This is a genomic window from Candidatus Aminicenantes bacterium, from assembly GCA_011049425.1.
Lineage (GTDB): Bacteria > Acidobacteriota > Aminicenantia > UBA2199 > UBA2199 > UBA876.
In genome coordinates this window covers 72,535-90,225 of record DSBM01000119.1, presented here as the reverse complement: position 1 = coordinate 90,225, position 17,691 = coordinate 72,535, and the positions used below count along the sequence as shown (strand labels likewise).

The following is a 17,691-nucleotide window of genomic DNA, read 5'->3' as shown; positions in this document are numbered from 1 at the left end:
TTCGTGTGGGTAAATCCGCATAGATGATGAGCGAGAAATTGTTGTGATGAGTACCCAGAGGGCATACATACCCGCAGGGCATAAAGCATAAGCGAACGCAAACGGCAGGTTCCGGGGCCCCATAGGCTGAGGCAGGACGACCGAAGGTAAAATGATGCCCCGGATTACATCCCAAATAACCACCGGGGTCATTTTAGTCCGCCGAAGACCGCATGGGTCCGAACCGAAGTGGTGAGCGGTGATTTGTGCCCGAAAGGGTACTCTCATGCAGCCTTATCATTTTTTCAAATAAGTATAACCCCCAAACCCACACGAAACGTAAAAGAACCCAACTTTTCAACTTTCTTCCGGTGAAACCAGATGATCCGTATCTACGTCTAATAAATCAGTGTCGGACATGACAGACCTGATCTCAGAGTTAAAGGCCCGTGACCGCAAGGCCTTGGTGCGCGTAATGGACCTATTCAAGGTAAAGATCTACAACTACCTGCGCGTTCTGGTGAAAGACCCTGAATTGGCGGAAGAGCTGACCCAGGATACCTTTGTCAAGGTGTATTTCAAAGCGCATACCCTGCGCACAGACAATTTGAAGGCGTGGATTTACACCATCGCCACCAACCTGGCGCGCAATGAGTTTCGGCGCCAACGCATTCGTCACTGGCTCTCTTTAGAAGAAGTGAGCGAAGGAACAGCGGCGGTGATCCCGACCGTTGAAGACGAGATCACCCTGGCGGGATTGCTATCACGCTTGCCTGGAAAGTACCGCATCCCCCTGGTGATGAAAGAGTTGGATAACTTTTCCTTTAAGGAGATCGCCGCCATGACCAACAAGCCCGTCGGTACGGTCAAAACCCTGGTCTTCCGGGCCAAGCAGCGCCTGCGGACCATGTTGCAAGAGGATGGCATCACCAGAGAAACCGCCCTGCCCCGGAATGGCCTGGCCGGGGCATTGATGAACGGAGGTATGGAATGAACCGCATGGAAGAATTGTTCAGCCGGCAGGAAATGGATCACCCCCTGTCCGAGGGCTTTGAAGAAAGGGTGTTTTCCCGCATTGAATCCTGTCGGCGCAGGCGGCGCGTGACCGTGACCACAATCGTGGTTTCCGCGGCGCTGGGTTTTGTTTTCGCTCTGGCATTGTCCCTGCCTCATTCATCCACCCAACCGGTTCTCCAGGCCAATCGCTCTCCAATCACAACCAGTTCCAAAGAGGTAATCCCCGTGGTCGAGGATGTGATGTTTTCTACTTATGACGGGCAGACCCATTACGCGGTGGAACAGGTCAGCCTGGAAGAGGAGGCGGAGTTTTAAAAAAAAAGTTGAAGAGTTGGAAAGTTGAAAAAAGGTGACAGGTATCAGGTGACAGGAGACAGGCAGTCGAAAGTTGAAAGTCGAAAGTAAAGGCAAGAAACCTCAACGACAGTCCGATTTTTTCTACTTTCTACGTTCTACCTTCTACGAGTCCTCCCAGGAGTTCCCTACCTTCGCCACTTGCCTGGTGCTTTTACTTTCAACTTTAGACTTTCGACTTTGCTCCTGCCCCTTGCCACTCGCCGCTTGCCCATAGTCATTTACCTGCAATTCGAGCGGGGATTGTCGCGAAGTAAAGGCTAGAAAACTTCGGTATCCGGCATTCCCGGAGCACGCTGATAATTCAGGAACTTGGTGTACTTGTCGATAAAAGTGAGCACAATACGCCCGGTGGGACCGTTGCGCTGCTTGGCCACGATCAGGTCGGCTTCTCCCTTGCGCTCCGTGTCATGATCGTTCTGTTCCTCGCGGTGGAGAAACATCACCAGGTCCGCGTCCTGTTCAATAGCGCCGCTCTCTTTCAAGTCAGACAACTGATACTTGGGACCTTCACTGCGACGTGTACCGCGGGTTTCCGGTGAGCGGTTCAACTGGGCCAGCGCCACTACGGGAATCTGCAGTTCCTTGGCCATCTCTTTTAAGGCCGAACTAATGGCAGACACTTCCTGGGCGCGCGAATCGCTGCGGCGGACCATGTCCGCACCCACTTTAAGCAGTTGTAGATAATCCACAAACACGATATCCAGGCCCCGCTCGTTCTTCAAGCGCCGCGCCCGCGTCTTCATTTCCACAATGGAAAGGCTGGGGGAATCATCGATATACAATCCGGCCCGGCCCAGGTTGGTGGCGGCCAGTTCCAGGTCGGCCCACTCCTTCTGAGTCAGGCGTGGTTTGCCCGTACGCAGGGCGGCCATGGAAACCCGGCCTTCCAGAGCCAGCAGGCGCATGATGATCTGGGTCCTTGCCATCTCGATTGAAAAAAACCCCACGGTTTTTTCGTACTTGATGGCCATGCGTGCAGCCACATTAAGCCCAAGCGCGGTCTTTCCCATGGAGGGGCGGGCGGCGATTACGATCAGGTCGCCGGGATGAAATCCCGCGGTCATGTTATCCAGTTCCGTCAGGTCTGTTTTCAAGCCTTCGCTTTCCCCGTGTTTCTGGATGCGGTTAACCAACTCAACAGTGGCGGGAACCAATTCCTGCATGGGGTGAAAGCCTCGTTTGATCCGGCTCTCAGAGATCTTGATAATCGATTCCTGCAAGCGGTTCAGCACCGCCTCCGATCCTTCATGCGGAGTCTGCGCCCCCTGATCGATCACGCCCAGGGAGGTCTGCATGATCTGCCTCAACGCGGAGCGATCCTTGACCACCTGGACATATTCAGCGATATCCAGCTTTTCCGGAATGCCGTCCACCACGGAAGCGATGTAATCATAACCCCCGGCGATTTTTAATTGCCGGCGGCCTTTCAGCAGGCCGGACACGGTGATCATGTCCGCGGTTTTTCCTTTGTTGACCAAGTAATCCACGGCCGCGGCGATCACCCGGTGGGATTCACGGTAAAAGTCATCGGAATTGATCTCAGAAAACACCTCATTGACATAGCGATTGTCAATGAGCATAGCTCCCAGCAAAGCACGCTCGGAAAACTCGTCGTGCGGCATGGCGGGAATCAGTCCCGACTGACTGCCATCCGGCATTGGCTTCCCTCCCTTGTCTCGGCCTGGGCCGTACCCCTCCGCCACGGCGACAGTGCCGCGGCGGAGGGAACGATTGTCAATCCCCGGTTAAATCTTCGCTGTCGCTTTGCGATTTTTCGTCGGAATCCGCGGATTGTTCCTCAATCTCCTCCGGCTTAGCACCTTCGGTATTGGGTTCATCCGCTGCCGTTTGCGGTTCCTCCGTCACGGCCACAGGTTCCATCTCGCCTTCAGGCTTCACTCTAATGCGCATTTCAGCGGTTACTTCCGGATGCAATTTGAACAGGCAGGTGAACTCACCCACTTTCTTGATGGCTTCAGGCAGGTGAAAGCGTTTGCGATCCACTTCAAATCCTTTCTCCGCCAGGTATGTCTCTATGTCCGTGGTGGTAACGGATCCAAACAAAACGCCGTTCTCCCCGGCCTTGCGTTCGAATTCCAGGAGCACGGCTTCCAGGGATTCCTTCTGGGCTTCCGCCTTCTCACGCAGGGATTCCAACTCCTTCAAGTACTTGATTTTCCTGCGTTCCATAAGGGCGACGTTGTGGGGAGTCACGTTCAGCGCCAGCCCCCGGGGCAAAAGGAAATTCCGGGCATAGCCGGGCTTCACATCCACCACATCTCCCACGATTCCAAGTTTGTCGACTTCTCTAGTCAGCAATACCTTCATGTCAACCCCTCCTGGACTCGGCAAACTGGAGCAGCGCCATATGACGCGCCCGCTTGATGGCCTTGGTCAACTGTTTCTGGTGGTAGGAACACACGCCGCTCACCCGGGATGGAACGATCTTGCCCGTCTCCATCATGAAACGTTCCAGGGGCTTGTAGTTCTTGTAATCAATGAACTGGACCCGGTCCTTACAGAACACACAGAATTTTTTGCGCGAAAAATAAAACTTTTTATTGCTTCGACGTTGGGGTTGGGGTCTATTTGCCATCGCTATCCTCCTGTTGATCCCTGCTCCGGGGTTCACGCCTGCGATCATCACCATCCTGGTCCCGGTTCGGTTCGCGGGAGCGGCGTTCATCATTGCGCTTCCACTTCTTTACCAAGCGATTGCTTTTGCGCAAACGATCATCCAAACGCATGATAATGTAGCGCATCACCTTTTCGCTTAACTTGATGCGTTTTTCCAGTTCCGCAACATTGCCGCCGTCCATGGTGGCGTTGACAAAAGTGTAGATCCCTTCCGCATGATCCTCGATGGGATAAGCGAGCGGGCGCCTGCCCCACTCGTCTACTTTGTCCACCTTGCCTTCGTTCTTTTCCACAAGGGAAACCACAAGGTCATTGATCTTCTTGACTTCCTCTTCGGTTGCATCGGGATTTACGATGAACCCGATTTCATACGATCGTTGCATTCATCCTCCTTTTGGATTGAGGCGGCATGCGCCGCTCCGGTCCCGGTGAGGGACCGGCAGCCCCCCCCATCCGGGGGAGCAAAGAGTGTATTCGGACCGGGGTTTGATTCCCGGCGACTTCGGCGGTTGAAGCGATTCATCACAGCCTGGATGTTCCGGCTTTCGAGCAGTTCCCGCGCGGCGGAAACGGCCCGTTCCACGCCTTTTTCCAGTTTCTTCCGAGCGTCTCCCTGCAAAGGGGCCAACACGTAGGCGGCCAGGTCCACCGGCGCAGAATCATCGGGATAAATACCGATACGGATCCGGGCAAAATCCTTTCGCTCCAGGGTTTGCACCAGAGATCGCATGCCGCGATGCGTACCCGCACCGCCTTCGGCGCGAATACGGATTTCACTCAATGGCAGGTCGATATCATCGGTGATGACCACCAAATCAGACACGTCCGCCTCCAGGTAGCGCAACAGACATTCCACCCCGCGCCCGGAATCGTTCATCCAGGTGAGTGGCCGGGCAAGTACAAAGGGCTGCCCTGCATGTGTTCCCCGCCGCAGAACCACGGTTCCCAGATCGAGCGGTTCGTCGCTGCCAAGCAATTCGTGCAAACGCAGAACGGATTGAAAACCGACATTGTGCGGTGAATTGAGGTATGCCGGGTCGGGATTGCCCAGGCCCACAAAGACAGTGATGCACGCCTCCCTCTACTCGCTTTCCGACTCAGGCTCGCCCTCGTCGGGCGCGGCTTCTTCGCCCTCCACGAGTTCTTCTTCCTCTACCACGACCTCTTCTTCAGCGGTTTTGGCGGTTACGGCGCAGATCACGGAACGCGGGTCGGCCAGCATTTCGACGTCTTCACTGAATTGCAGGTCCTCCACTTTAATGGAGCTTCCCGCGTGCAGTTCGGACACATCAACGGTGATCTCGCGGGGGATCCGGTTCGGCAGGCAACGCAGTTCCAGGGTGCGGGTCACGAAATCAAATATGCCGTCCTCTTCCTTGATGCCGATGGCTTCGCCGACAATGGCGATAGGAACGCTGATCACCACGGGTTTGTTTAGGTCGATACGGATCAGATCCACATGAATCGGCGTCTCCTGCAGGTAATCGTACTGGACCTCCTTGAGCATGGCGTCCACAACAATGGATTCCCGCTCAATACGAAGCAAGGAGTTGATGCCTTTGTCGGATTTCAGGATGGATTTGAGATCTTCCCGGCTGATGGAAATCGGGATCGATTCCTCTTTTCCGCCGTATATGATCGCGGGAACGCGGCCGCTATGGCGCAGTTTTTTGGCAATACCCTTCCCCAATCGTTCGCGGGGCTCCGCCTTGATGGCAATAATGTCTTGCATTGAATGCTCCTCGTTAACAGTGCTGATCTATATCAAAAACAACTTGGATACCGATGTCTCATCACGGATGCTGGCTATGGCATCCGCAAACAGTTGCGCCACGGAAAGAACCTGGATCTTGTTATTGGCACGCAGATTGGCTTCCTGGGCAATGGTATCGGTCACAAAGATCTTTTCCAGGGGGGAGTCGGTCAGCCGTTGCAAGGCTTTTCCGGAAAAGATTCCGTGGGTGCAGGCGGCGAATACGCGGCGGGCGCCGTTTTCCCTAATGGCCCGAATGGTCTGGGTCATGGTGCCGGCCGTATCCACGATGTCATCCACCACAATGGCGTCGCAACCGTCGACTTCACCGATAATGTGCATCACTTCGGCCACGTTGGGACCGGAGCGCCGCTTGTCTCCAATGGCCAGGCGCGCGTGCAGGGGCCGGGCAAACAGGCGCGCCCGTTCGACACCGCCCGCATCCGGTGACACAATGACCAGGTTTTTCAAATTCAGATCCGCTTCTTCACGCAGGTAAGACACGAAAATGGGCAAGGCCATCAGGTTGTCCACCGGCACATTGAAAAATCCCTGGATCTGGTTGGCGTGCAGGTCAATGGTCAATATCCGCGAAAATCCCGCGGTTTCAAGCAATTCCGCCAGTAAACGCGCGGAAATGGGTACACGGGGCCGGTCCTTACGGTCCTGGCGGGCATACGCGTAGTAGGAGATGACCGCAGTGATGCGTTTGGCGGAAGCGCGTTTCAGGGCATCCGCCATGAGCAGCAATTCCATGATGTGAAAATTGATATCCCCGGACAGGGACTGGATGATAAACACATCGGCGCCACGCACGTTTTCATGGCTCTGAAAACGGATCTCACCGTCAGAGAAAGTGGTGAGGGTGCAATCCGCCAGTTCGCAACCCAAATGGGAGACGATGCTCTGCGCCAGGCCGGGATTCGCGGATCCCGAAAAAACCAAAAAGTTGTTTTTGCTCTTCATTCTGACCTGCCTGAACGGGTCAAGCTGGGGCGGGAGGATTCGAACCTCCGAATACCGGCTCCAAAAACCGGTGCCTTACCGCTTGGCCACGCCCCAATCCGTTCCTGGTACTCTTTCCGGGTTACGAAGCGGGACCGAACCAGGCGGACCCCCCGCAAGTATCGTTCCAGGGAAGGGCCCGGATCCGGAATACCGAACACGGCGCCTCCGCTGCCACTCATGGCCACGAATCCGCATCCGGCCGTGCTGATGGCCTCCTTGGCCGTCCGAACCTCCGGATAATATCCAAACGTTACCGCTTCCAGGTCGTTTTCAAGACCCGTCAGTTGTCCGGTCCTTAAAAAGGCTTCTATTTTACTTTCTCCCTGCCTGCTTGTCAAGCCAAAGCCGCGGTAAACCCGAGCCGTGGACACTTCCACGGCGGGAAGAGCCACCACCAGCGAGGGTACCCGCACATCCTCCAGCAAGGTCATCTGTTCGCCGATTCCCTCAGCGAGAACCGTGCCGCCGGCCAGGAAAAAGGGCACGTCCGCGCCCACAACAGCAGCCACTTGTGCCAAGGCCGGCATCCCCGCATCCAGGCTGCAACTGGCCGCGAAATGGAGCAGGCAGACCGCGGCGTTGCCGCTGCCTCCCCCCAGTCCCGATCCCGGCGGAATGCGTTTTTTTACACGCACGTGAAAACCGTGAGGCAATCCGTACTCACGATCCAGAACCCGAAATGCCCGGGAAATGGTGTTGTCACCGCCCCATTTCACTCCGGGCCAATCCCCTTCAACCGAACAGATCCGTTCCTTTTGCGGCGTCACCCGGATGTCGTCGCACAGATCAATGGTCTGAAAGACCGTTCGCAAAAGGTGATAGCCGTCCCGGGGCCGGCGGCCCAGGATTTCCAATCCCAGGTTGATTTTGGCAAAGGATTGCAGGTGCACCGAGGCATCAGTCTTCATGGCTGATCACTTCCTCCAGGTCGGCCTGCACCAGGGATTCCAGGGAACGGGGGGAATCGAGGACGCCGGCCACCCGCCGGCGGCGCAACACGGTTATCCTCAACTGCGCGATTCCATCCGTGATCTGCACCATCACGGGCAATCCCGAGTCCGTGTCCCTTTCCACCTGCACCCGAAGCCCGGCTTGCCGGGTCAAGGCCCGGGGCGCAACCGCGTCAAACAGCAGTCGGCGCAAATCCGCGAATTCCAGGCGCAACTGCCAGATACGCCGGATCAATTCTCTGAAATCACCGCGCCAATAGCGCTTCCGGCCGCGATTCACCAGGGTTGCCCGGTCAAGCTCTACGTGAAGGTCCATCACCACGCGGTTCAAGGGATTGAGAAACAGCATGCGCGCACGACGTCCGTCTGTATCCAGTACAACACGGCCTTTCTGGCGCTCCGTCCGTGTTTCAGCCACAAACCGTATCACAACGGAAGCGTGCCCCTGTTGGCCTGGAGGAGCCAACTGCGGTGTCCGGTAACGGCGTCCACAACCGGTAAAGACCATGAGCACCAGCAAAAAAGCAACCACAGCCGGCCCGAAAAACCGCTTAACCATGGTTCCGGCGGGCGCGCAACTGGAAAATGAACTGCTGCAACAGCAGTCGGGCCGCCTCTTCTCCCCCGGTTTTGGACTCAAAATCCATGCGGTAGATCAAGTCCAGGATTCGACCCAGGCGGTTGTCTGAAAACCGACGCACCGTGTGAATGAAACGCTCCAGAAAAAAAGAGGGTTGTTGCAGAATTTTTCCGATTTCCGCCGTCGACCGGTGCTGGCGCAACAGAAAACGGGCGGTGAAAATCTTGTTGTAATAGGTCACCAGGGTGCCGATCACCATGGCGGGTTTCACGCCGTTGGCAAAGAGATAACGCAGGACCTTCAAGTATGCGACGGCATTTTCCTGTTCAACGGCGTCGGTCAGGTCCCAGATGGAATGGGGATCCACTCCGCTAATCATGTGATCCACGTCCGGGATATCGATCACGCCTTCTTCACGCGCCCAGGTCTCAAACTGGTTGATCCATTGAATGGAAGTCACAAATCTCTCCCCCAGGATCTCCTGCAACCGCTCAAGGGCTCCCGTGGTAATGCGTATGTTGCGCTCCTTGAGGCGGTTGCGGATAAAGGCCGACACATCGCTGTCGCGAATGCCGTCCAGGTTCACCACCCGGGTGGCGGGAGAATCCAGATGTTTAAAAAGGGTCGCCAATTTGCCCTTGCGCAGTTGTTTATAGTCATCCGGAGTGAGTGCCAGGGAAATGTAGAGAATAATAAGGGAATGAGAAGAGGGCTTTTCCAGGTATTGCCGCAGAAGTTCCTGGTCGGCCTTTGCCAGGGAGATACGACGCGGGTCCCTTACCGTGGCCACGATCACTTTGCGTGACTGGATAAAAAAACTGGCGGTCCGGGCTTCTTCCACCACGTCTCCCCAGCCAGTATTTTCATCACTCTCCAGATAGTAACGGCGAAAGTTGAAATCGGTGGGGTCCTCCAGAAAGGTCTGAATATACGCCTGGATCACCCACTCACCCAGAAATTCATGAAATCCCGACAGGATGGTAAAGGGCGGCGGAGGTTGACGGCGGTTGATTTTCTGGAGAAACGAAAAGAATCCCTCCGGGGACATCAGAAATCTTCCAGGATTGAGGTTACGACGGATACGGCGAAAGCCCGGGATATGCGCTGCAGCGATTCAGTCTCCATGGAAAAGAAATCGGCGGAATCGACTTCATAGGCGTCCACGAAACGCAGATGCCGGTTCTCAAACAAGACCCGGCCTTCCTTGAGATCCATGAGCCGAATATCGAGCACAATACTAACCTGAAACTTGTCGGCGGCGGACTCGGAGTACGAAACCGGAGTCACGGTAAAAGAGATAATCCTGCCTTCCAGAACGGCATCCGCCTCATCCATACCTTCCACCATTTTCAGGCGCACACGACGGATAAACTCATCCCGCACCGCGAAAGTTACGAATTGCTCAGCCTGGTAACGACTGGTCTCGTTCTCGAAATTGCGGATAAGGATGGTCTTTACGTGCCCGGGCAGAAAGGCTCCGGTCCCGGAAAGGCGATAGCCGCACCCGTAAAGCATCACGGCAACAAAAAGCATCAGTATGATTTTGCGGATCAACTTGGTTTCCCGTAAGTGCGATTATATACCAATCCCCGGGCAACCGCAATGACGACAGTTGATTAACCCATAGACAAAAATCGAAGTTCAGGCATTCAGGTCGCGTTTGAACTTCAACAGGCTGGCGTAGTGGCAGCGTTCCTCTTTAACGATGGCCTCAATCATCTCTTCCTGCGCGGAGGGGACGAAGGTTTTGAGTTCCAGGTAAAAAAGCACGGAATCGAGTTCCTGGCGCATGGCGAACTCAACGGCTTCCGGCAGGGTGTTGATCTTTTCCATTTCGCCGCCGTACACCTTTTCGTTGAACAGGGTGTCGTCAACAAACCCCTGCATATAGGCCATGTATTCGCCGTAAACCTCGGTATCCATGGGACAGTCCGACACCTCTTCCGCCAGATTTTCAAAAAGACGGCGGTGCTTGACTTCTTCGTCGGCCAGATAGAGAAAAAATTCCTTGTTATCAGGATCGTCGGCCCGCTCCGTCCAGCGGCGATAAAAGCGTTCGCCGTTTTCTTCCAGCCGAATAGCTTGACGGACCAATTGTCTGGCATTCAGTAACGACATGGTTGCACCTCCTTTACGGAATCAGCCGGGACTGAACTTTGGGAACGTAATTTGTGCTTTTTTTTAGCAGATCTCTGCGATCCATGAACACATCCGCACTCTTCAGCCTGCTAATATGATACCATGAAAAAGACATATTTGCCATTGCAACCGGGTTACTCATCTATCACCAGACCCGGTTTTTGCTCGGACTTCATGAACTTCAGTTTCAACCCCAGAATGGTGAGTGAAGCCAACAGATTTTCCTGTTGAAGAATCACGCCTTCGGGCACCTGCACCGATGTGGGCGCAAAGTTCCAAATTCCCCGCAGACCGGCATCCACCATCATGTCCGCGATTTTCTGGGCTGATTTTGCCGGCGCTGTGATAATGCCAACTTGAACCTTCATGCGGCGGCAGACTTCGGAAAGGCTTTCCAGCGGCATCACCGGCTTGCCATGAATTCGGGATCCCACGCGATCGGGATTTTTGTCGAACGCTACCAGGATCTCCCAACCGCATTGGGAAAACCCCTCGTACCCCAGCAGGGCTGATCCCAGGGCGCCGCATCCGGCAAGTACCGCCTCCTGGGATTGACTCCATCCCAGGAATGCTTCAATGTGCTTCAAAAGGTCACGGGTGACAAATCCGACCCGGGGGCGTCCCACCGCGCCGGTCAAGGCCAGGTCTTTGCGAACTTTGATGGGATCATAACCGAATTGATGGGCCACTGTTGTAGAAGAAACCCGTTCAATTCCCTTTTCAGCCAATCCGGTCAGGAAGTGGTGGTACACCGGCAAACGGCGCATGACCGGTACCGATACTTTTGGTACTTTGTTTTTTGCCAACTGTAACTCCGCAATTGCATTATCGATAGCATAGTATCGATAGGTTGCTATGTCAAGCCCGCGTTAACAGCCCGCGCCGGACACAATCCGCAAAGCATTGCCTCGGCTTTTCATGCTTTATCGGCAGTAGAAAACTTATCGAGCAATTTGCGGTAATCATGCGGCGTATTGATATTCAAAAAAGACTGTAATTCGGGATCCACGGCCCTAACTTCTTTCTCAGATAAGACAGAAGTATTGATACGACCGATAAAATCTGCGATTTTTAGTTTTCGCTGGTAAATGTTCTCCTCGATTACCGCTCGGTTTTTCCTGGCATACACGGCCACCAGGGGTTCCATGTAGTTGTTCACGACTGGAACAACTGCATCACTTTTAGTGGAAAAAAACCGCGAGATCAAGAGTTGCAGCAACTCTACTTTCAGTAACGGCAGATCTCCGGCCACAACCAGTACGGCCTCCGTCGGAGCGTGGCACAGCGCTGTATGAATTCCGACAATCGATGCATGAAGTGCGAAACGATCACAAAAACAAAGGTATGGCGCCACATTCAAATTTTCACAATTCTCCCCAGCTACAATGATGTTTTCGGAGACTGCGGTCAAAGTAGCGACAATGTGTTGCAGGAAGCTCTTGCCACAGAACTCCAAAGCCAGCTTGTTTTCTCCAAACCGCCTGCTGGCGCCTCCAGCCAGGATGGCACAGGTAACGGATTTTTTCTGCCGCATCTCTCTAACCCAGAATGTGCAATTTATTTGAGATTTCGCTCATTGAGAGCCAGATTATAATGAAAAACGTTTTCGAGGGCAACCGCCATTTCCTCTGTTCGATTCCGGGATATATGAGTCGAACATGCCCTTGCCATCAGGGCAAACTTGAGTTATTATTGCATTCAATATCAAACAACAAATTGCAGTGGAGAAAGTCATGTATCAGAAACGCTTGCTTCTGTATTGTCTGGCCCCGATTCTTTTCATCAGCCTTGTTTCTCCCGGGCTAGCCGCGATCAAACTCGTGGACACGGAGATGTACAAGGTTGATCTGTATGGTTTCTTTAAATTTGACGCCACCTTCCAGGACAACCCGACCAACAGCCTGATCGCTCCCCGTTTCGCCGTGGCCGGCAGCGACAACGCCACCGGTTTCACCGCCATGAACAGCCGCTTCGGCTTGAACATCGTCGGGCCCAAAATCCCCGGAGATTGGAAGGTCAAGGGTACGCTTGAGCTGGACCTGTTTGATGGTGCCAACCGCAACCAGATGAAGTTTCGCACCCGTCACGCTTATCTGACCCTCTCCAAAGGAACCGTCACCGTCCTGGCCGGTCAGTTCTGGGACCTGTTCTCTCCTCTCGGCCCCACAACCATGATGACCAACGGCTACATGTGGAACACGGGAAACCTGGGATTCCGCCGGGCCCAGCTCCGCATCACCGTGACGCAGGAAAATTTTAATTTCGCCTTGAGTTTGAATGACCCCACGGTGCCGGGCGCCATCGCAACCGGCATGCCCATCCTCCAGGCCAGACTGGGACTAACCCTCGGTAACAAGAAACAAACCAAGCTGGGTCTTTCCACAGCCTATGGCAAGGACCGCCATAGCACATTCGGCGTAGAATCAGATGTAAACATCGCGGGAATCAGCCTGGACTGGATCATCCCGGCAACAGACAAGTTGATCGTGCGGGGCGAATTCGGCATGGGCGAGAATCTCTCGGTATTCCTTTCACGGGCCGGAGTTTTTCAGGATACACCTAACAACGCTTTTGATGGCGTGAAAGTAATGAGTTTCTGGGCGGAAATCCTGTACAAACTGAAAAAGGCCAGCCTATGGCTGGGTTACGCTTTTGAGAACCTGACCGAAAATGAACAATTGGGCCTGGCCACGCTTCAAAACACCAACTGTATTTTCAGTGGCATTCAATACCACATGGGCGGGAAAGTTTCCTTCGGCCTGGAATACACCCATTTCATGAGTGGTTATCTCCAGGTGGACGATAAAGCCAAAACCAACCAGCTCATCCTCAGCGTGATCTACGGATTCTAGCCTGCAGCAGATGTGCAGCCATGAACAGGGGCCCGGCAGACCGTGCCGCTGTTCATGCATAGATATTAAAACGGTTTCCCCGTAAAAACCCCACCAGTCTCATACCGTATCGCGTTCCCATTTGCACCGCCAGGCTGGTGGGAGCGGAATGCGAGACCACACCCGGGATTCGGACCTGATATGCCTTGTTGACAATTTCAGCTGATATGCGGCCACTGGTCAACAACACCAGGCCGGAAAGGTCTTTACCAGCCAGTATCGCCATTCCCACCACCTTGTCAACCGCATTGTGGCGCCCGATATCCTCAACAAAACAGACTACCTGGGACCCGTCCGATAGAGCCGCGGAATGAATGCCTCCGGTTTGGCGGAAAATCGCTGAACGCTGTGAAAAATCCCCAAACAAACTCTCAAGGATTTTTAAATCGAGTCGGAGAAGGTGCAAAGGAGTCTTTTTTTTCGTGATATCAAGTGGCATCCATCCCCCGCCGACGCCTTTGCCGCTTGCGTTTGGAACCTGTAAGTTTCGCACATGGACGTTGATGGTATCCCCATCAACCAATACTTGGGATATATCCCCAGGAGACGTGACCATCCCTGAAGTCAAGATAAAGCCGGTTGCAAATTCCCTATACAATGCCGGAGACATGGAGTGATGAATAGTGATTTCGTTGTTGATCCGCAATGAAACCAGCCGCTCCACCACCACCGCATCCTGCAAGGCCGTGATTTTTCCGTCGCGGTAGCGCTGAATTTCCAACATTTCCTGCATCTCTTGCATGTTTCGCCTCGCTTGTGTTCACAATGGAAAAAAAAGCGGGAAAGCCTGAGGCTTTCCCGCTTTTCAGTTCCCCCGATACTTACGCGATCTCTTTCTGTTTGCGGATATACACCGACCAGTACAGCGTAGCCACGAAAAAGGCTCCGCCGACGATATTGCCCAGTGTGACCGGGATTTCGTTTCTGACCAGGAATCCGTACATATTCAAGTTGGAAGAAGCGTCAACACCGGCCAGTCCGACGGTCTTGAGCAGCAAGCCCATGGGGATAAAGAACATGTTGGCAATGCTATGCTCAAATCCAGACGCGACAAAGGCCATGATGGGGAAAAAGATGGCAAATACTTTACCCACGGTGTCTCTTGAAGAGAGCGCCATCCATACAGCCAAGCATACCAGCCAGTTACAGCCAATGGCCCGGAATAACGCCGGCCAGAAAGCCAGGTCGACTTTTCCATTGGCGATGCCCATAGCAAAATTCCCGACCGCATTTCCTCCCATTTTCCACAAGCCGCCGTAAAAAATAATCAGCGCCAGCAACACGGAGCCGACCAGGTTGGCAACATACACGATCGACCAGTTGCGCATCAGTCCGCCAAAGCTCGCCTTTTTCTCTAACACGCTCAATACGATCAGGTTGTTGCCGGTGAACAGTTCCGCTCCGGCAATGACCACCAGCATCAGGCCGACGCTAAAGACGGCGCCCATCATGAACTTGGTCATGCCTAAGCCCAGATTGGCCCCCATGTCGTGGCCGACTACGGTTGCGAGCCAGGCACCAAAGCCGATAAAAACGCCGGCCAGGATTCCCAGTACGGTCAGGTTGAACACACTGGATTTCACCTTCTTCACACACACACTATTCGCCAGGTCAGCAGCAATAGTGGCGGGGTTCTTGCACTCCATCTGCATGCGTCTCCTCCTTTTGGATTAACCTATTTTTTCAATCTTACAGGCTGCAACTTTGAATTCCGGGATCTTGGCAACCGGATCCAGGGCGTCATTGGTCAACACGTTGGCCGCGGCTTCCGCGAAATGAAAGGGAATAAATACCGACTTTTCATCCACGCGGTCGCTTTGCCAGGCAAAGGTTTTGATCTGTCCCCGGCGCGATGATACCAACACCTCTTCGCCGTGCTTGATATTCATTCTTTCCATATCACGCACGTGCATCTCCATGTAGGGACCCGCAACGTATTCATTCAACGCCTGCGCCCTCCGGCTCATGGAACCGGTATGGTAATGGTAGAGAATCCGACCGGTTGAAAGCATGAAAGGATAGGCCTCATCCGGCCATTCAGCCGGCGGAATATACTCAACCGGAAAGAACAGACCCTTGCCGCGGGCGAACTTGCCTTTGTGCAGGAATTTGGTTCCCGGGTGACTGGCATCCGGGCACGGCCATTGCAACCGTTCACCGTTCATGATGCGCTCGTAGGTGATTCCCGCATACTGCGGCGTCAGGGCATTGATCTCATCAATGATATCCTTGATGGAACCGTAATTCATCGCATAACCCATGCGCCGGGCGATCTCGGACACGATTTCCCAATCCACGCGGCACTTGCCCGGGGCCTCCACGGCTTTGTTCAACCAGAGGACCCGCCGTTCCGTGTTGGTGTAATTGCCTTCTTTCTCGGCAAAAAGCATCACGGGAAGCACCACGTCGGCCATCTGGGCGGTCTCGGTCAGGAAAATATCCTGAACAACCAGAAAATCCAGGGCTTCCAATGCTTCCTTGACATGGTTCAGGTTGGGATCGGACACCATGGGGTTCTCACCCATCAGGTACATGGCCTTGATCTTTTTTTCAGCCGCGGCGTTCATCATCTCCACAACGGTCAAACCGACCTTATCGTCCATTTCCCGGCCCCAGGCTCCTGAAAACTTCTCTTTTGCCGCGGGTAGGGTTACCGCCTGGTACCCGGGATAGACATTGGGCAACGCCCCCATGTCACAGGCGCCCTGGACGTTGTTCTGGCCGCGCAGGGGATTGACGCCCGCGGATTCTTTGCCCACATTTCCCGTCAACATGGACAGGTTGGCGGTCGAACGCACATTGTCCGTGCCCGTGGTATGTTGGGTAATACCCATGGAGTAGACAATGCTGGCTGCGTCGGCGCCGGCGTAAACCCGCGCGGCTTCAATGATCTTTTCCCTGGGAATCCCCGTGATCTCTTCCACTCTCTCCGGGGTATATTTTTCAACCACTTTTTTGAATTCTTCGTAACCCTCTGTTCTGGAAGCAATGTACTCTTTGTCCTCCAGACCCTCATTGAGAATCACGTTCATCATGCCGTTCATCCAGGCCACGTCCGTTCCGTTCCGCTGCTGCATCCATACGGTTGCGTACTTGACCAGGTCGATCTTGCGTGGATCCACCACAATCAATTTGGCGCCGTGAAACAGGACGGCGCGCTTGATCCGGGTGGCGATCACCGGATGGGTTTCGGTTGTGTTGGAACCGGTTACCAGGATCACGTCCGCATGTTCCAACTCTTCAATGGAGTTGGTCATGGCACCGGAACCGAAAGTACTGGCCAGACCGGCGACGGTTGACGCATGGCACAAGCGGGCGCAATGGTCCACGTTGTTGGTACCGATCACGGCGCGCATGAACTTCTGGAAGACAAAGTTCTCTTCATTGGTGCAGCGCGCGGAAGAGAGCCCGGCCAGGCTGTTGGGGCCATGCTGTTCCTTGATCTGGGAAAAACGCCGGGCCACGAGATCAAGGGCTTCGTCCCAATCCGCTTCGCGGAACTTGCCGTTTTCCTTGATCAGGGGTGTGGTCAAGCGATCACTCTTATCCACGAAATCGAGGCCGAAGCGGCCCTTGACGCAGGTGGCACCGAAATTGGGAACCAGGTCTTCGCCCTTGACCTTGATGATCTTGTTGTCTTTCACCCACAGGTTGAGCTGACAGCCGACTCCACAATAGGCACAGGTAGTAACAACATGTTTTTCCGCGTCTTTTTTCCGTACGCGCTGTCCATATACCGGTTTGTCTGCAATGGCCCCCACCGGGCAGGCCTGCACACATTCGCCGCAACCGTCACATTCGGATTCTTTCCAGTCCGCCAGGCCGGCGACGATCACCGTCTCCATACCGCGGTTGGCGAAATTCAACACGCCCTTGCCCTGGATTTCATAGCAGGCTTTAATGCAACGGGCGCATTTGATGCACTTGGTGGAATCGTACAGCAGTACGGGAGAGCCTTCGTCCTGAAATTGGGTGATCTCCCGCCAGATCGAGGGGAAACGCCGCTTCCCCGTTTCAATCCCGTAGCGGAAAGCCAGGTCCTGAAGCTCGCAGTCACCGTCACGGGTACAGTTGATGCAATCGTCGTTGTGCTCGGAGAGGATCAGTTCCAGCAGCAGTCTGCGCTTTTCTTCCAGCTCTTTGTCAAACGCCGTAACCTTCATCCCCTCTTCAACCGTAAGCATGCACGAAGCAACCATTCCGGGCCTGCCCTCGATTTTCACTACGCACAACCTGCAATCCCCACTGGGAGAAATTTTGTTGTAGTAACAGAGACCGGGTATATCAAACCCGTTATCCCTGGCCACCTGTAGCAGGTTGGCCCCGTTTTCCGCTGATATCTCTTTGCCGTCGATGGATAATATGACCCTTTCTGACATG

The 17,691-nt window shown here is 54.3% G+C and carries 19 protein-coding genes, 1 tRNA gene and 1 pseudogene; 3 read left to right on the top strand and 18 right to left on the bottom strand.

Annotated features, from left to right (window positions below):
• Positions 1-397: 397 nt before the first annotated feature.
• Together ENN40_08235 and ENN40_08230 are read left to right on the top strand one after the other, a co-directional pair.
• The gene (locus ENN40_08235) at positions 398-973 is read left to right on the top strand and encodes an RNA polymerase sigma factor (GenBank protein HDP95332.1); all 576 of its coding nucleotides are present in this window, start codon (positions 398-400) and stop codon (positions 971-973) included.
• Entirely contained in the window at positions 970-1,311 is a 342-nt protein-coding gene (locus ENN40_08230) for a hypothetical protein (GenBank protein HDP95331.1), read from the top strand. Before ENN40_08235 ends, ENN40_08230 begins: the two co-directional genes overlap by 4 nt.
• 299 nt (positions 1,312-1,610) lie before the next feature.
• Here the strand turns inward: ENN40_08230 and dnaB are convergent, their stop codons facing one another.
• The 15 genes and pseudogenes from dnaB to ENN40_08155 all read right to left on the bottom strand — a co-directional run bounded on the left by dnaB (position 1,611) and on the right by ENN40_08155 (position 11,954).
• Positions 1,611-3,011, bottom strand: a complete 1,401-nt coding sequence (gene dnaB, locus ENN40_08225) for a replicative DNA helicase (protein HDP95330.1) — start codon at positions 3,009-3,011, stop codon at positions 1,611-1,613.
• 76 nt (positions 3,012-3,087) lie between these two features.
• Complete coding sequence (locus ENN40_08220) at positions 3,088-3,681, bottom strand: 50S ribosomal protein L9 (GenBank protein HDP95329.1); 594 nt, start codon at positions 3,679-3,681, stop codon at positions 3,088-3,090.
• Between the two features lies 1 nt (position 3,682).
• A complete protein-coding gene (rpsR, locus tag ENN40_08215) occupies positions 3,683-3,949 on the bottom strand; it encodes a 30S ribosomal protein S18 (protein HDP95328.1) in 267 nt (88 codons plus the stop codon).
• Positions 3,939-4,373, bottom strand: coding sequence for a 30S ribosomal protein S6 (rpsF, locus tag ENN40_08210; protein HDP95327.1), 435 nt, complete (start codon positions 4,371-4,373; stop codon positions 3,939-3,941). Before rpsF ends, rpsR begins: the two co-directional genes overlap by 11 nt.
• Positions 4,340-5,059 carry an aminoacyl-tRNA hydrolase gene (locus tag ENN40_08205; GenBank protein ID HDP95326.1) on the bottom strand — a complete coding sequence of 240 codons (720 nt, stop codon included), beginning with the start codon at positions 5,057-5,059 and terminating at the stop codon, positions 4,340-4,342. The genes rpsF and ENN40_08205 overlap by 34 nt, the downstream gene beginning before the upstream one ends.
• 12 nt (positions 5,060-5,071) lie before the next feature.
• The gene (locus ENN40_08200) at positions 5,072-5,722 is read right to left on the bottom strand and encodes a 50S ribosomal protein L25 (GenBank protein HDP95325.1); all 651 of its coding nucleotides are present in this window, start codon (positions 5,720-5,722) and stop codon (positions 5,072-5,074) included.
• Positions 5,723-5,749: 27 nt separating this feature from the next.
• Positions 5,750-6,709, bottom strand: coding sequence for a ribose-phosphate pyrophosphokinase (locus ENN40_08195; GenBank protein HDP95324.1), 960 nt, complete (start codon positions 6,707-6,709; stop codon positions 5,750-5,752).
• A 24-nt stretch (positions 6,710-6,733) separates the two neighbouring features.
• A tRNA-Gln gene (locus ENN40_08190) sits at positions 6,734-6,805 on the bottom strand.
• A 77-nt stretch (positions 6,806-6,882) separates the two neighbouring features.
• Positions 6,883-7,659 (bottom strand): annotated as a pseudogene (gene ispE / locus ENN40_08185) (4-(cytidine 5'-diphospho)-2-C-methyl-D-erythritol kinase).
• Entirely contained in the window at positions 7,649-8,260 is a 612-nt protein-coding gene (locus ENN40_08180; GenBank protein HDP95323.1) for a hypothetical protein, read from the bottom strand. The pseudogene ispE and the gene ENN40_08180 overlap by 11 nt, the downstream one beginning before the upstream one ends.
• A complete protein-coding gene (gene holA / locus ENN40_08175; GenBank protein ID HDP95322.1) occupies positions 8,253-9,329 on the bottom strand; it encodes a DNA polymerase III subunit delta in 1,077 nt (358 codons plus the stop codon). The genes ENN40_08180 and holA overlap by 8 nt, the downstream gene beginning before the upstream one ends.
• On the bottom strand, positions 9,329-9,835 hold the full coding sequence (locus tag ENN40_08170; protein ID HDP95321.1) for a hypothetical protein: 507 nt from the start codon (positions 9,833-9,835) through the stop codon (positions 9,329-9,331). Before ENN40_08170 ends, holA begins: the two co-directional genes overlap by 1 nt.
• A gap of 87 nt (positions 9,836-9,922) precedes the next feature.
• On the bottom strand, positions 9,923-10,399 hold the full coding sequence (locus ENN40_08165) for a hypothetical protein (GenBank protein HDP95320.1): 477 nt from the start codon (positions 10,397-10,399) through the stop codon (positions 9,923-9,925).
• 155 nt (positions 10,400-10,554) lie between these two features.
• On the bottom strand, positions 10,555-11,226 hold the full coding sequence (locus ENN40_08160; protein HDP95319.1) for a redox-sensing transcriptional repressor Rex: 672 nt from the start codon (positions 11,224-11,226) through the stop codon (positions 10,555-10,557).
• Positions 11,227-11,336: 110 nt separating this feature from the next.
• The gene (locus ENN40_08155) at positions 11,337-11,954 is read right to left on the bottom strand and encodes a molybdenum cofactor guanylyltransferase (protein HDP95318.1); all 618 of its coding nucleotides are present in this window, start codon (positions 11,952-11,954) and stop codon (positions 11,337-11,339) included.
• A 199-nt stretch (positions 11,955-12,153) separates the two neighbouring features.
• Between ENN40_08155 and ENN40_08150 the strand changes: the two genes are divergently transcribed.
• Positions 12,154-13,272, top strand: coding sequence for a porin (locus ENN40_08150; protein HDP95317.1), 1,119 nt, complete (start codon positions 12,154-12,156; stop codon positions 13,270-13,272).
• Positions 13,273-13,324: 52 nt separating this feature from the next.
• Here the strand turns inward: ENN40_08150 and fdhD are convergent, their stop codons facing one another.
• From fdhD to ENN40_08135, 3 genes are all read right to left on the bottom strand, one after another.
• Positions 13,325-14,053 (bottom strand): formate dehydrogenase accessory sulfurtransferase FdhD, encoded by a 729-nt coding sequence (fdhD, locus tag ENN40_08145; protein HDP95316.1) that lies wholly within the window; start codon positions 14,051-14,053, stop codon positions 13,325-13,327.
• Between the two features lie 79 nt (positions 14,054-14,132).
• Entirely contained in the window at positions 14,133-14,963 is an 831-nt protein-coding gene (locus ENN40_08140; GenBank protein ID HDP95315.1) for a formate/nitrite transporter family protein, read from the bottom strand.
• 18 nt (positions 14,964-14,981) lie between these two features.
• Positions 14,982-17,690, bottom strand: coding sequence for a formate dehydrogenase subunit alpha (locus tag ENN40_08135; protein ID HDP95314.1), 2,709 nt, complete (start codon positions 17,688-17,690; stop codon positions 14,982-14,984).
• Between the last annotated feature and the right edge of the window lies 1 nt (position 17,691).

Coding starts and splice junctions, on each gene's coding strand:
- holA (HDP95322.1), bottom strand. CDS start 9,329: ATGTCCCCGGAGGGATTCTTTTCGTTTCTCCAGAAAATCAACCGCCGT.
- dnaB (HDP95330.1), bottom strand. CDS start 3,011: ATGCCGGATGGCAGTCAGTCGGGACTGATTCCCGCCATGCCGCACGAC.
- ENN40_08230 (HDP95331.1), top strand. CDS start 970: ATGAACCGCATGGAAGAATTGTTCAGCCGGCAGGAAATGGATCACCCC.
- ENN40_08135 (HDP95314.1), bottom strand. CDS start 17,690: ATGTCAGAAAGGGTCATATTATCCATCGACGGCAAAGAGATATCAGCG.
- ENN40_08165 (HDP95320.1), bottom strand. CDS start 10,399: ATGTCGTTACTGAATGCCAGACAATTGGTCCGTCAAGCTATTCGGCTG.
- ENN40_08180 (HDP95323.1), bottom strand. CDS start 8,260: ATGGTTAAGCGGTTTTTCGGGCCGGCTGTGGTTGCTTTTTTGCTGGTG.
- ENN40_08155 (HDP95318.1), bottom strand. CDS start 11,954: ATGCGGCAGAAAAAATCCGTTACCTGTGCCATCCTGGCTGGAGGCGCC.
- ENN40_08195 (HDP95324.1), bottom strand. CDS start 6,709: ATGAAGAGCAAAAACAACTTTTTGGTTTTTTCGGGATCCGCGAATCCC.
- ENN40_08150 (HDP95317.1), top strand. CDS start 12,154: ATGTATCAGAAACGCTTGCTTCTGTATTGTCTGGCCCCGATTCTTTTC.
- fdhD (HDP95316.1), bottom strand. CDS start 14,053: ATGCAAGAGATGCAGGAAATGTTGGAAATTCAGCGCTACCGCGACGGA.
- ENN40_08235 (HDP95332.1), top strand. CDS start 398: ATGACAGACCTGATCTCAGAGTTAAAGGCCCGTGACCGCAAGGCCTTG.
- rpsF (HDP95327.1), bottom strand. CDS start 4,373: ATGCAACGATCGTATGAAATCGGGTTCATCGTAAATCCCGATGCAACC.
- rpsR (HDP95328.1), bottom strand. CDS start 3,949: ATGGCAAATAGACCCCAACCCCAACGTCGAAGCAATAAAAAGTTTTAT.
- ENN40_08200 (HDP95325.1), bottom strand. CDS start 5,722: ATGCAAGACATTATTGCCATCAAGGCGGAGCCCCGCGAACGATTGGGG.
- ENN40_08220 (HDP95329.1), bottom strand. CDS start 3,681: ATGAAGGTATTGCTGACTAGAGAAGTCGACAAACTTGGAATCGTGGGA.
- ENN40_08140 (HDP95315.1), bottom strand. CDS start 14,963: ATGCAGATGGAGTGCAAGAACCCCGCCACTATTGCTGCTGACCTGGCG.